General features: G+C 75.3%; 12 protein-coding genes. 5 read left to right on the top strand and 7 right to left on the bottom strand.

The window, feature by feature from the left end:
* Positions 1-133: 133 nt before the first annotated feature.
* Positions 134-463: a hypothetical protein gene (locus ACTMTB_RS13165; protein ID WP_441145390.1), complete on the top strand. Its 330-nt coding sequence runs from the start codon at positions 134-136 to the stop codon at positions 461-463.
* Between the two features lie 228 nt (positions 464-691).
* On the opposite strand, the gene ACTMTB_RS13160 is transcribed toward ACTMTB_RS13165, so the two are convergent.
* Entirely contained in the window at positions 692-2263 is a 1572-nt protein-coding gene (locus ACTMTB_RS13160) for a leucyl aminopeptidase (RefSeq protein ID WP_441145388.1), read from the bottom strand.
* A gap of 164 nt (positions 2264-2427) precedes the next feature.
* Here ACTMTB_RS13160 and gcvT point away from each other — a divergent pair, with 164 nt between their 5' ends.
* Positions 2428-3558, top strand: a complete 1131-nt coding sequence (gene gcvT, locus ACTMTB_RS13155) for a glycine cleavage system aminomethyltransferase GcvT (RefSeq protein ID WP_441145386.1) — start codon at positions 2428-2430, stop codon at positions 3556-3558.
* 81 nt (positions 3559-3639) lie between these two features.
* Here gcvT and ACTMTB_RS13150 read toward each other — a convergent pair whose 3' ends face one another.
* Complete coding sequence (locus ACTMTB_RS13150) at positions 3640-3945, bottom strand: putative quinol monooxygenase (RefSeq protein WP_441145384.1); 306 nt, start codon at positions 3943-3945, stop codon at positions 3640-3642.
* Between the two features lie 66 nt (positions 3946-4011).
* On the opposite strand from ACTMTB_RS13150, the gene ACTMTB_RS13145 reads away from it, so the two are divergent.
* Positions 4012-4368, top strand: coding sequence for a winged helix-turn-helix transcriptional regulator (locus ACTMTB_RS13145; RefSeq protein WP_441145382.1), 357 nt, complete (start codon positions 4012-4014; stop codon positions 4366-4368).
* A gap of 107 nt (positions 4369-4475) precedes the next feature.
* On the opposite strand, the gene ACTMTB_RS13140 is transcribed toward ACTMTB_RS13145, so the two are convergent.
* From ACTMTB_RS13140 to ACTMTB_RS13125, 4 genes are all read right to left on the bottom strand, one after another.
* Complete coding sequence (locus tag ACTMTB_RS13140; RefSeq protein ID WP_441145380.1) at positions 4476-5771, bottom strand: DUF2314 domain-containing protein; 1296 nt, start codon at positions 5769-5771, stop codon at positions 4476-4478.
* A 65-nt stretch (positions 5772-5836) separates the two neighbouring features.
* The gene (cobS, locus tag ACTMTB_RS13135; RefSeq protein ID WP_441145378.1) at positions 5837-6610 is read right to left on the bottom strand and encodes an adenosylcobinamide-GDP ribazoletransferase; all 774 of its coding nucleotides are present in this window, start codon (positions 6608-6610) and stop codon (positions 5837-5839) included.
* On the bottom strand, positions 6600-8516 hold the full coding sequence (locus ACTMTB_RS13130; protein ID WP_441145376.1) for a bifunctional adenosylcobinamide kinase/adenosylcobinamide-phosphate guanylyltransferase: 1917 nt from the start codon (positions 8514-8516) through the stop codon (positions 6600-6602). The genes cobS and ACTMTB_RS13130 overlap by 11 nt, the downstream gene beginning before the upstream one ends.
* 48 nt (positions 8517-8564) lie before the next feature.
* The gene (locus ACTMTB_RS13125) at positions 8565-10739 is read right to left on the bottom strand and encodes a protein kinase domain-containing protein (RefSeq protein WP_441145375.1); all 2175 of its coding nucleotides are present in this window, start codon (positions 10737-10739) and stop codon (positions 8565-8567) included.
* Positions 10740-10884: 145 nt separating this feature from the next.
* On the opposite strand from ACTMTB_RS13125, the gene ACTMTB_RS13120 reads away from it, so the two are divergent.
* Positions 10885-11085: a hypothetical protein gene (locus ACTMTB_RS13120; protein ID WP_088961023.1), complete on the top strand. Its 201-nt coding sequence runs from the start codon at positions 10885-10887 to the stop codon at positions 11083-11085.
* Positions 11085-11885, top strand: a complete 801-nt coding sequence (locus tag ACTMTB_RS13115; protein ID WP_357913484.1) for a site-2 protease family protein — start codon at positions 11085-11087, stop codon at positions 11883-11885. The genes ACTMTB_RS13120 and ACTMTB_RS13115 overlap by 1 nt, the downstream gene beginning before the upstream one ends.
* A gap of 88 nt (positions 11886-11973) precedes the next feature.
* Here the strand turns inward: ACTMTB_RS13115 and ACTMTB_RS13110 are convergent, their stop codons facing one another.
* Positions 11974-12972 (bottom strand): aldo/keto reductase family protein, encoded by a 999-nt coding sequence (locus tag ACTMTB_RS13110; protein ID WP_441145372.1) that lies wholly within the window; start codon positions 12970-12972, stop codon positions 11974-11976.
* Positions 12973-12979 lie beyond the last annotated feature (7 nt).

The following is a 12979-nucleotide window of genomic DNA, read 5'->3' as shown; positions in this document are numbered from 1 at the left end:
TAACAGGGACACACCCCACCTCGGTCATCTTGTCACTAGGGGATGCGGGGCGCGTACCGAGGTGCCCAACGACACGTCGTCGACACGTACTCTTGGCACCGTCTTCGATGACGGACGGGGGAGGAGACAGTCGGTGGGGCTATTCCGGCGACGAAAGCAGACGGGCGCGGTCAGTCGTGGCCGCCCCGCCGACCGGGCCGATCTGGACCATCTTGAGGACTTCGTCCGGACCCGGCGGGGCGTCGAGGCGTACATCGAGCCGCGGACCACGGTCACCGAGACCACGGTCATCCTGATCGCCGACGACGGGGAGTGGACCCGCCGCCGCGTCGACGGCCCCGAGGGGGCCCGCCGCTTCGCCCACCGGCTGGCCATCCCCATCTACGACGTCCGCCTGATGGGCTACCCGCAGCGGATGCGCGACTACAACGAGCGCCGCAAACGCCGCCCCGAACTCTTCTGACCCCTGCCCGGCCCTGCCCGGCCCTGCCTCGCCCGGCCGGGCGTCGCCGTGCGCCGTCCCGCGAGATGCGGCGTGTCGCGGTGTCCGGGCGGGCTGACACCGCGACACGCCGCAAACGGGGTCGACCTTGGCGCGGGGCGTGGGAAGCGGGGCCGGCTGCCGGGTGGAATGCGGGCGGGGCGCCTCCCAAGTGTGGGAGGCGCCCCGATCGTGGGTCGCGGGTGGGCGTCAGCCGTTGGCGGCGACGTCCTCGACGAGCTGCACCAGGGTGCGGACCGGGACGCCGGTGCCGCCCTTCGTCCAGTAGCCGGTCGCCTCGCCCGAGTGGTAGCCCGGGCCCGCGATGTCGATGTGCGCCCAGGCCACGTCCTCGGTGACGAACTCGCGCAGGAACACGCCGCCCTGCAGCATGTGCCCGGCCCGGTCCATGCCGGCGTTGACCTGGGAGATGTCCGCGACGTCGGAGTCCATGCCCTTGCGCACGTCGTCCGGCAGCGGCATCGGCCAGGCCGGCTCGCCGACGGACTCGCCGACGGCCCTGACCCGCTCGCACAGCTCCGGGGTGCCCATCACGCCGGCGATCTTCTTGCCCAGCGCGATGACCTGCCCACCGGTGAGAGTGGACGTCTCGAAGAGGTAGTCGGTGCCGTCCGCGCAGGCCCGCGCCATCGCGTCGCCCAGGATCATGCGGCCCTCGGCGTCGGTGTTGAGCACCTCGACCTTCTTGCCGTTGAACATGGTGATCACGTCACCCGGCCGGTAGCTGGTGCCCGACGGCATGTTCTCCGCCATCGGCAGGTACGCGGTCACCGCCACCGACGGCTTCACCGCGGCGATCGCCAGCATCGCGGCGCCGACGGCGGCCGCCCCGGCCATGTCCGACTTCATCTCCCACATGCCCTGCGCCGGCTTGATCGAGATGCCGCCGGTGTCGAAGGTGATGCCCTTGCCGACCAGCGCCACCCGCTTGCCGCTGCCGCCGCCCGACGGGGTGTACGTGAGCTTGACCAGGCGCGGCGGGGCCTCCGAGCCCTGCCCGACGGCGACGATGCCGCCGTACCCGCCGGCGCGCAGCGCCTCCTCGTCCAGCACCTCGACGCCGAGCCCGGCCGCGCGGGCGGCCGTCGCGACGGCCTCGGCGAAGGCCGGCGGACGCAGCTCGTTCGGGGCGGTGTTCACCCAGTCCCGGCTGGTACGCACCGCACCGGCCACCGCGGTGGCCCGGTCGATCTCGCCCCGGGCGGTCGCGTCACCGGCGTCCGGCACGGAGATCAGCACCTCGGCCACCGGCGTACGCCGGGTCGGCTGCGGCTTGGTCTTGTAGCCGGCGAACCGGTAGCCACCGAGCAGCGCGCCCTCGGCGACCGCGCGCAGCGCGGCCGGGGCGTCGGCGTCGTCGGGCAGCGGCATGCTCAGCGCCACCCGGGGCGCGCCGGCGAGCGCCCGGACGACGGCGCCGGCGGCCCGGCGCAGCGTCTCCGGGGCGGGGGCGGCGCCGGTCGGCTCGGGGCCGAGCCCGACCGCGGCGACGATCGGCGCGGTCACCGTGCCCAGCGTGGCCAGCTTGGTCACCTCGCCCGGAGCGCCGGTCGCGCCGAGCAGCGCCAGCGTCTCGGTCAGCTTGCCGTCGAAGGCGGCGGCGATGCTCTCCGCGCCACTGGCGAGCAGCAGGGTGCCGGCGAGGCCGCTCGTGGCGTCCTGCTCTCCGGTCTGGCTGTGCACGCCGATCACGATCGCGTCGACGGCAAGCTCGGCGGGGTCGGTGTCGACCAGGCTCAGGGTGGTGCTGGGCGATGTCACTGAAGCTACTCCGGGCGGGCCGGGCCGGTCGCGTCGTCGCGTACCGGCGATGAAGGTCTCCGGCGGCAACCTACCCGCCGGAAGCTTGGCTGTCCCGCCGATGGCTGTCGCGGCGGGTCCCGCCGATGCTAACCAGCGGCGGGTACCCCGGTAAGTTGCCACCCATGACGGACGTGACCTCCGACGCCGCCGCGACCCGGCTGCGCCGTTCCCCGCTGCACGAGCGGCACACCGCTCTCGGCGCCAAGTTCGCCCCCTTCGGGGGTTGGGAGATGCCGCTGGAGTACGCCGGCGGCGGCGTGCTGAAGGAACACACGGCGGTGCGTACCGCCGTGGGTGTCTTCGACGTCTCCCACCTGGGCAAGGCGCGGGTCACCGGGCCGGGCGCGGCGGACTTCGTCAACGCCTGCCTCAGCAACGACCTAAGCCGCATCGGCCCGGGCCGGGCGCAGTACACGCTCTGCTGTGACGACGCGACCGGCGGCGTGGTGGACGACATCATCGCCTACCTGCACGCCGACGACCACGTCTTCCTCATCCCGAACGCGGCGAACACCGCCGAGGTGGTGCGCCGGCTGCGCGCCGCCGCGCCGGCCGGGATCACGGTCACCGACGAGCACGAGGCGTACGCGGTGCTGGCCGTGCAAGGCCCGCGCTCGGCGGAACTGCTCGGCGGGCTGGGCCTGCCGGTGGAGCACGGCTACATGAGCTTCTCCGCCGCCACCCTGGCCGGAGTGGAGCTGACCGTCTGCCGCACCGGCTACACCGGGGAGCTGGGCTACGAGCTGGTGGTGCCGGCGGAGCACGCCGTCGCGGTCTGGGACGCGCTGTTCGCCGCCGGTGCGGCGTACGAGCTGCGGGCCTGCGGGCTGGCCGCCCGGGACACGCTGCGCACCGAGATGGGCTACCCGCTGCACGGGCAGGACCTGTCGCTGGAGATCACGCCGGTGCAGGCCCGCTCCGGCTGGGCGGTCGGCTGGGACAAGCCGGCGTTCTGGGGCCGCGAGGCGCTGCTCGCCGAGAAGGCCGCCGGCCCGCGCCGTACGCTGCGCGGCCTCGAGGCCGTCGACCGGGCCATCCCGCGCCCCGGCATGACCGTCTACGCCGGCGACACCGAGCTCGGCACGATCACCAGCGGCACGTTCTCGCCCACCAAGAAGCAGGGCATCGCCCTGGCCCTGCTCGACACGGACGCCAAGCTCGCCGACGGCGACCTCGTCGAGGTCGACATCCGCGGCCGCCGCGCCCAGATGCGCGTCACCCGCCCCCCGTTCGTGACCCCCTCGGTCAAGTAGTTCGGTCGATCATGAGGTTGGCCGCGGTCCGGGAGATCGACATCGCCGTCAACCTCATGATCGACGCGGGCCGGGGGCGGGTCAGGGGGTGGAGGTGACCTCGGTGGGGGTGTAGTGGCGCATCTCCTCGATGTCCTGGATCCAGGGGCGGATCTCCGTCAGGAAGCCGGGGAAGTGCGGGCCGGTGCGGAAGGCGTCGAGGTGGGCCTCGGCGGAGGTCCAGCGGATGCGGAGGATGTGGGCGGCCGGGTCGTCCACGCAGCGGCTCAGCTCGTAGCCGAGGCACTCGGGGGCGGCGTCCAGCGCCTGGGCCGCCCGGGCGTACGCCGGGACGAACTCCGCCCGGCGTTCCTGCGGTACGCGGTACCTGATGTACTCGACGATCATGCCGACAGCCCACCACCCGATCCGACGCGTGATCAAGTACGCACTTTCCGGTAAGTAGGGTGCCCGATGCCGAAGCGCTATCACTGCGCGGTGGAGCTGGCCGTCGACGTGATCGGCGGCAAGTGGCGGCCGGTGATCCTCGCCCACCTCAAGGAGGGCGTGCACCGCTACGGCGAGCTGCGCCGGCGGATGCCGGACGTCAGCGAGAAGATGCTCGTCCAGCGCCTGCGCGAGCTGGAGGCCGACGGCCTGGTCACCCGGGTGGACCGCGGCACCCCGCGCGCTCCGCACGTCGAGTACCACCTCACCGACGAGGCCCGCACCCTCGTTCCGGTGCTGGAGGCCCTCCACGCCTGGGGCGCCGCCCGCGCCGCCCGCACCAACACCCTGATCGCCCCACCCCCGCTACCTGACCCACGTTGACCAAGAGGTTTGCGTCGCCCGGACCCCCGGATCCTGACGCGAACTTCTTGATCAACAAGGTCGGGCGGGGCAGGTCGGGCGGGGCAGGTCGGGCGGGTGGGGAGGGGTCAGTGGGTGGGGCCGGGCCGTTCGCCGGCGTCGAGGACGGCCTGGGTCCAGCCACCCTCGATGACGCCGGTGCCGTCGAGGAGGGCCCAGTCGACCACGTCGGTGGCCTCGATCACGACGGGGGAGCCGATCCGGACGGTGGGGTCGGTGTTGGCGTCGCTGGCGCTGGCGCCGACGAGCCGCTCCGGCACCTCCCAGGAGGTCACCCCGGCCCAGACGAACTCGGGGCCCTCGTCGCCGGGCAGGCCGTACTTGACCACGAGCTGCGACTCCGGCGGCAGCTTGCCGGCGAGGAACCGGGCCCGGATGTCGTCCAGCCCGGCCCGCGCGGTGGCGATCGCCTTGCTCATCGCGTCACCCGGCCGGGCGTAGCGGACGTCGGGCTGGATGCCGGAGAAGAGCGTCGCGCAGGCCGCGGCGAAGTACTTCCCGGGCGGGCCGGGGTGCCCGGGCGGCGGGCGCAGGCTGAGGAACGAGTCGGCCTCCGGGTCGGTGGCCGGGTCCAGCTCCAGCCGCAGCAGCACCGGGGCCGTCGCGCCGTGCTGCTCCGGATTGCCGTACGCCACCGCGATGTCGTGCCCGGTCACCGTGGCCAGCACGGGCAGCTGCACGAACGCCGGCACCTCCTCGCCGGCCAGCCCGTCGGTCCAGTCCCGCAGCAGCCGCCGGGCGGCCCCGGTCATCACCGCGCCCCAGGCCCGGGTGAGGTGGTCCGGCACGCCCTGGGTCTGCAACTCCAGCAGGCCGAATCGGCGCAGCCCCTTGGTGGTGAACCAGAGCCCCTCCGCGTCGGAGGAGTAGGGCACCAGCACCCAGTCGACCAGGCGTACCCGGCCCTCGGCGTCCGGCAGCGAGCGCAGCGCGGCCGCCGGGTCGAGGAACTGCAACCCGAACACGTCCACCACGTCGCCGTCGACGGACTCGGCGACCGCGGCGGCCACCGCGCGGGCCGCCCACTCGTGCGCCGGCGGCCAGCCCGGCCGGTACTCGGCCTGCACCACCACCAGATGGCTGGCCGCGGCCAGCCGACCGAGCTGCGCCTCGGTGGCGCCGAACGCGGTGAGCAGGTCCGGCGGCAGCTGCGGAAACTCGTCGATCGACCGGGTGTCCACCGTCATCAGCGGGCTGTCCAGCATCTGCGTTGCCAGCCCGTGCACCGGCTCGGCCAGCCGGCCCTCCAGCGCCCGTACCGCCGTCTTCGGGCTCACCCGGGGCAGCCCCGCCATCGGCACCAGGTACGTCGCGCTCAGCGACTCCGGCACCGGGATGGGGAGGAAGTCGTCCGTGATGAGCAAGTCGTCCCCCGGAAGGCCGTGCCGGTGCTGTCGGGGCAAACGCTACCCGCCGCCGGGTGCCGCGTTCAGCCGGACAGCACCAGTCCCAGGTAGACCAGCGTGGTGACCACCTCGACGGTGGCGCCGAGCACGTCGCCGGTGACGCCGCCGAGCCGGCGTACCACGTGGCGCAGCAGCCCCACCGCGACGGTGAGCGCCGCCGCGACGGCGAGCGGCCCCTGCCACGGGCGGCCCGGCACCGCCGCCACCGCCGCCAGCGCGACGGCGACCGCGCCGACCGCCGGCGCCACCGGTCCCACCGTCCCGGCGACCAGCGCGCCCAACCCCTCCGGCCGGGCCGCCGGCACCCCGCGCCGGCAGGCCACCGTCACCGCGAGCCGCCCCGCCGCCGTCGCGGCCACCACGCCCGCGAGCACCGCCGGCCACGACCGCCCCGCCAGCTCCGCGAGGGCCGCCGTCTGGAGCAGGAGTACGACCACCAGCGCGACCACCCCGAACGGCCCCACGTCCGGCTTCTTCATGATCTCCAGCGCCGCCGCTCCCCGCCGGTACGACCCCAGCGCGTCCACGGTGTCGGCCAGCCCGTCCAGGTGCAGCCCGCGGGTGAGCAGGGCGGCGCAGCCCACCGTCACCCCGGCGGCGACCAGCGGGGGAGCGAACGCGGCCAACAGCAGCAGCACCCCGGCGAGCACCGCGCCGAGCACTGCCCCGACCAACGGGGCGAGCGCCATCGCGGCGCCCGCCGTCGGGCGGTCGATCCGGCCGGCGCGCACCGGCAGTGTGGTGAAGGTGGTCAGCGCCAGCCGCAGGCCGTCGACGACCCGCGACTCAGCCGGCACGCCGGCCGGACGGGTCCGGCTCCGTGGTCGTCGGCCCCGGGCCGGCGGGCTCCGGCTCGCTGAAGTCTGGCTCGCTGAAGTCGGGCTCGGTGCCGTCCGGCTCCACGGTGGTCGGGCCGGGGCCCGCCGGTTCCGGCTCGGCGAAGTCCGGCTCGTCGGAGTCGGGGTCCCCGCCGCCGAGCCGGGGGTGCGCGGGCAGCGCGGCGGCCAGCGCCAGCACCGAGCGCAGCAGCGGCAGCGCGGTCAGCGCGTTCGCCCCCTCGCCCAGGTCCAGCCGCAGGTCCAGCAGCGGGGTCAGGCCGAGCACGTCGGCGGCGAGCCGGACCGCCGGGTGGCCGCCGTGGTCGGCCAGCACGCACCAGTGCCGGGCCTGCCCGGCCAGGTCGCGGCTGATCATGCCGGCGGCCACGCCGACCGGCCCGTCGAGCATCACCGGCAGCCGGCGGGCGGTCGCGCCGAGCAGCACGCCGGTGGCCACCGCGATGTCGCCGCCGCCCAGCTCGGCCAGCACGTCCTTGGCGTCGCGCGGGGAGCGGCGGGTCCGGTGCAGCGCGTCCCGGACCGCCGCGCAGCGGGTCATCCACGCCGCGTCGTCGATCTCGCCGCTGGCGGTGATCACCCGGCCGAGCACCGCCGGGGCCTCCGCGCCGGCGGTCGCCGCCAGCACCGCCGCGGCGGCCGCCTCCGTGCCGGCGCCGCACGCCCCCAGCACCAGCAGCTGTACGCCCGCGTCGGCGGCCTCCTCGGCCAGCCGCCAGCCGTAGCGCAGGGCCGACTCGACGGCGGCGCCGGCCAGCGCCGGCTCCTGCTCCATCGGCGCCGAGGACGGGGTGTCCACCACCTGGAGGCTGGCGCCGTTCTCGGCGGCCAGCCTCGCCAGCGCGCCCCGGCCGGCCCGCGCCTGCCGGGCCCGGCGCGACGACTCGCCGGGGACCGTGCCGGCGGCGGCGCCGCCCTGGTGGTCCCCGTGCAGCAGCAGCACCCGCACGCTCGCCCACGGGGCGGGGGTCGCGGTGCCCTGGGTGGCGGCGGCGAAGCCGACGACCCGTTCCAGCTCGCCGAAGCCGGCCCCCGCCAGGTCCAGCGTGGCGAGCCGGTCGACGGCCTGCGGGCCGGCGTACTCGTCCGGCATGGGCAGCTCCATGCCGGGCTGGATGACCAGGCCGGTGGCGACCATCGGCAGCGCCATGGTCGGCGCCGCCCAGGCGGTCCCGTTGGTCTCCGCGGGTGCGGCGGGCGCGGCGGGTGCGGTCGGGGTCAGCACGTCCGGCAGCGGCGCCTCGGCCGGCGCGGCGGCGGCGGTCACGTCGTGGCGGGCCGGGCCGGCCTGGGCGGGCACCCCGGCCGCGCGCGGAGTGACGGCAGGCTTGAGCCAGGTCGGCTGACCGGCGACCACCAGCACCACGGCGTCGCAGGCGTCCGCGACGGCCCGGTTCGCCGCGCCGAGCGCGTCGGTGAAGGCCCGACCCAGCGGGGTGGTCGGCACCAGCGACAGCCCCACCTCGGGGCTGACCAGCACGATCCGCGCCTCGCTGGCGCGCACCGCCGCGGCCAGTTCGGCGATGGTGGCCACGTCGTCGGCGGGCTGGTGCGCCGGGTCGAGCAGCACCGTCACCCAGCCACCCAGGTCGTCCACCAGCAGCGTCTCGTTCGGCCCGGCGGAGGCGATCACGTCGGCCAGCCGGCGCGGGTCGTCGGCGGTCTCCTCGGTGGTCCAGCTGCCCGGCCGGCGTTCCCGGTGCGCCGCCAGCCGGGCGGCCCACTCGGTGTCGTCCGGGTCCGCGTCGGCGGAGGTCGCCACGTAGCGCACCGACGGGGCGTCACCCACCAGGGACTCGGCGAACTCCGACTTGCCCGAGCGGATACCGCCGAGCACCAGGACCGTGTTCCAGCCGTCAACGGACATGCCCGTACCTTAAAGCCGCCCGGGCTGCGGTCGCCGCCCGGCCCGGGCTCAGCCGCAGTGCTCGAATCCGCTGGCGTAGCTGGCGCCGCCGGTCGCCCCGCCCCACTTCACGCAGGTCCCGCCGGCTCCGGCGCGGACCGGGCCGGCGTAGTACTCGAACGCGCCGCTGTCGGTGGCGCGGGTCTTCCCCTGCACCTCCAGGAACGCCGACGCCGTGGTGCGCTCGCCGACCGCGGTCACCTTCATGGTGACCACGCAGTTGGCCTTGGCCGCCTCGTTCCACAGCAGGTAGACCTTTCCCCGCCGGACCCCGTTCGCGGTCAACGAGGCGGAGTCGATCACCTGGTAGCCGCTGCCGCAGACCTGGGCCGGCGTGTACGGGTTGGTCCTCGCCGGCGGGGTGGTGGTCGTCCCCGGCTGCGGAGCGGAGGTGGTGGGAGACGCGCTCGGTCCCGGGCCCGTCGTCGTGCCGGTCGACCCGGCGGTCGGCGTCGCCGAGGCCGGCCGGGAGCCGGTGGCGCTCGCGCTGGGCCTCGGCTTCCCGCCCCGGGTGCTGACGCTCGGGCCCGGCAGCACCGGTGCCGCCGACTCCGACTCGGCGGTCAGCGCCGGGCCGCCCCGGGCGGGCTCGTCGGGCTGGAGCGCCACCACGGCGGCCACGGCGGCCACCACGGCCACCACCCCGCCCGCCGCGCCGGCCAGGGCGAGCCGGCGCCGCCGGGCCGCGCCGCCGGCCCGGTCCTCCCGGGTCGGGGTGGTCTCCGGTACGACGAACCGGCTGGGGTAGCCGGCGGGCGGGGTCGCCTGCTGGCCGCCCACCACGGCCGGGTACGGCCCGCCCGGATACGGCTGCCCGGGGGCCGGGAAGGGCGCGCCAGCCGGGTGCCCGGTCGGAGCGGGTGTGCCGCCCGCCGGTGTGGCGGGTGGGCCGCTCTGCTGCCACCGCGGCGCCACGGTTCCGGGGCCGACGCCAATCCCCTCACCGCCCAGTTGCCCCGCCGGCGTAGCGCCACCGTGGGCGGGCCCGGGTCCGCGTCCGTGCCCTGGGCCGGCAACCTGTGCCGGGCCGGTTCCAGGCCCGGCGGGCGGGAGGGGAGCAGCGCCCGGGCCGGAACGCCGGTCGGGGCCGGCGGGCGGCGCGGGTGGCGTGGAGACCGCGCCGGACAGCGCCCCGGTCCCCGCGGCGGGCGGCGTCGGCGGTCCGGCCGGAAGTGCTCCCGAGCCGGTCCCCGTGCCGGTGTCCCGCGCTCCGGCGGACGCCGCCTTCGACGGGTCGCCCGCCGGGCCGGACGGCGTCAACGGGCCGGACGGCGTCAACGGCCCGGTCGGCGCCGGCAGGGCCGGACCCGCCAGCGCCCACGGCGGACGCGGCGGCACCCGCAGCACGGCCAGCGTGGCGTCCCGGGCGTCCAGGGCGGCGTCGGCCAGGGCCGCGGCGCTGGGCCAGCGGTCACCGGGGCTCTTGGCCAGGGCCCGCGCGACCACCTCGGCCACCGCCGGCGGGGTGCCCGGCGGCAGCGGCGCCGGCTCCTCCTGGGCGTGCCGCAGCGCCACCTGCAACGGGTTCTCCCCGACGAACGGCGGCTGCCCGGTCAGGCAGTAGTAGGCGACCGCCCCGAGCGCGTAGACGTCGGTGGCCGCCGAGACCGGCTGGCCGACCGCCTGCTCCGGCGACATGTACGAGGCCGTGCCGAGCACCATGTGCGCGGCGGTCAGCGAAGCCATCGTGCTGGACCGGGCGATGCCGAAGTCGACCAGCACCACCGTCCCGTCCCGCTTCACCAGCAGATTGCCCGGCTTGACGTCCCGGTGCACGATGCCGGCGGTGTGCGCGGCGTGCAGCGCGGCGGCGGCCTGCGCCACCACCGACATGGTCGACGTCGGGTCGAGCCGGCCGGCGCGCCGGATCCAGGTGACCAGCGGCTCGCCGTCGACGTACTCCATCACCAGGTAGCTGACCTGGCTGCCGTCGGCCAGCGTCGCCGAGCCGAAGTCGTGCACCGCGACGATGCCCGGATGCCGCAGGGCCGCCATCATCCGGGCCTCGGCGTGGAACCGGCTGGTGAACTCCGGGTCCTCCACCAGCGCCGGGAGCAGCACCTTCACCGCCACCTCGCGGTCCAGCAACGTGTCGACACACCGCCAGACCGCGCCCATGCCGCCGGTCGCCACCCGTTCGCCCAGCCGGTACCGGTTGCTGAGCACCACTCCTTGAGTCAGCACCGCGCCACCGTACCGGCCGGGGACACTCATGGTGATCACCGGCCGGCCCCGGCGGGGGTGAGCGTCGGGCCGGCGCGCGGACGGCCGACTACGCTTGCGGGGGTCCGTCCCCGGGGGACGGTGTAGCGGCGAGGGGAGACGCGGCATGGCGTGGAGCTGGCGGTACGAGGGCGCGAACGGCGCGTCGGTCGATGGACCGGCGGAGTCGTTCGGCAGTCAGGCGGACGCCGAATCGTGGATCGGCCAGACCTGGCGGGAGCTCGCGGCGTCCGGCGTCACCTCGGTCGCGCTCGTGGAGGACGACCGGGTGGAGTACCGGATGAGCCTGCTCCCGACGGCGGAGTGATGGGCTACGACCGCCCGGGCGGCGAGCCGCTCGTGCTCGGCGTGCCCCGGGCGGCGTTCCGGCCCAGCCCGGTCTTCCTGGCCCTGGTCGCGCTCTTCGTGGCCAGCGGGGTGATGGCCTGGAACCGGTTCGGCAACGTCAAGTTCGACGTGTTCCTCTTCGTGGTCTCGGGCTGGCTGGTCTCGCTCTGCCTGCACGAGTACGCCCACGCGGTGGTCGCGTTCCGGGCCGGCGACCGGGACATCGCCCACCGGGGCTACCTGACGTTGAACCCGTTCAAGTACACCCACCCGCTGCTGTCGATCGTGCTGCCGGTGGTGGTGGTGCTGCTCGGCGGCATCGGCCTGCCCGGCGGCGCGGTCTGGGTGGACCGGCACGCCATCCCGGGCCGGCTACGGCACACCCTGGTCAGCCTCGCCGGCCCGGCCACCAACGTGCTGTTCACGCTGCTGCTGGTGGCGGCGCTGCGGATCGGCACGGGGACCGTCGGCGGGCCGATCGAGTTCTGGGCCGGGGTGGCGCTGCTGACGTTCCTCCAGCTCACCGCGAGCGTGCTCAACCTGCTCCCGGTGCCCGGACTGGACGGCGGCAACATGATCCAGCCCTGGCTGAACCCGCAGTGGCGGCGGATGTACGACATGTTCGCCCCGTACGGCTTCATCCTGCTCTTCGCGCTGCTGTGGAACCCGCGCATCGGCGGCTGGTTCTTCGACGCGGTCTTCGCGATCGGCGACCTGCTCGGCCTGCCGAGCTGGCTCTACGGCCTGGGGCTGGACCTGATCCGCTTCTGGCAGGGCTGAGTCCGCCGAGCCGGCGGGGCGCTGCGCGGCCGGCGTACCCGGGGAAGAGCCCGGGCCGGCGCGGACGCCGCGCCGGCCCGGGGGAGCGTCACGGCCGCTGGGCCGGGCTCTCGGTCTTCGCCGCGTTTCGCTCGGTGACCGGCTCGACGATCTCGTCGATCGCCTTGAGCAGGTCGGCGTCGAGCTTCACGCCGGCCGCCTTGACGTTGTCGTGCACCTGCTCGGGGCGGGACGCCCCGACGATCGCCGACGAGACGTTCGGGTTCTGCAGCACCCAGGCGATGGCGAGCTGCGGCATGGTCAGCCCGGCCTGCTCGGCCAGCGGCTTGAGCCGCTGCACCCGGGTCAGCACCTCGTCGGTCAGCCACTGGGCGATGAACCCGGCGCCGGACTTCTCGTCGGTGGCGCGGGAGCCGGCCGGCGGCGGCTGGCCCGGCAGGTACTTGCCGGAGAGCACACCCTGGGCCATCGGCGACCAGACGATCTGCCCGATGCCCAGCTCCTCGCTGGTCGGGACGACCTCGGTCTCGATGACCCGCCAGAGCATCGAGTACTGCGGCTGGTTGGACACCAGCGGGATGCGCAGCTCGCGAGCGAGCTGGTGGGCCTCGCGGATCTGCGAGGCCTTCCACTCCGAGACGCCGATGTAGTGCGCCTTGCCGGCGTGCACGATGTCGGCGAACGCCGACATCGTCTCCTCCAGCGGGGTGCTGTAGTCGTACCGGTGGGCCTGGTAGAGGTCCACGTAGTCGGTGCGCAGCCGGCGCAGCGAGCCGTCGATCGACTCCATGATGTGCTTGCGGGACAGGCCCCGGTCGTTGCGGCCCGGCCCGGTCGGCCAGTAGACCTTGGTAAACACCTCGAGGCCCTCCCGGCGCTCGCCCGCGAGGGCCTTGCCGAGCACCTCCTCGGCGCGGGTGCCGGCGTAGACGTCGGCGGTGTCGAAGGTGGTGATGCCGGTGTCCAGGGCCGCGCGGACGCAGGCCAGCGCCGCGTCCTCCTCGACCTGCGAACCGTGGGTGATCCAGTTGCCGTACGAGATCTCGCTGACCATCAGGCCGGAACGGCCCAGGTGTCGGAATTCCATGCCCCGA

It is taken from the genome of Micromonospora sp. L32 (assembly GCF_052068055.1).
GTDB lineage: Bacteria > Actinomycetota > Actinomycetes > Mycobacteriales > Micromonosporaceae > Micromonospora > Micromonospora purpureochromogenes.
The sequence above is the reverse complement of the archived record's forward strand: the minus strand, read 5'-3'. Positions and strand labels throughout refer to the sequence as shown.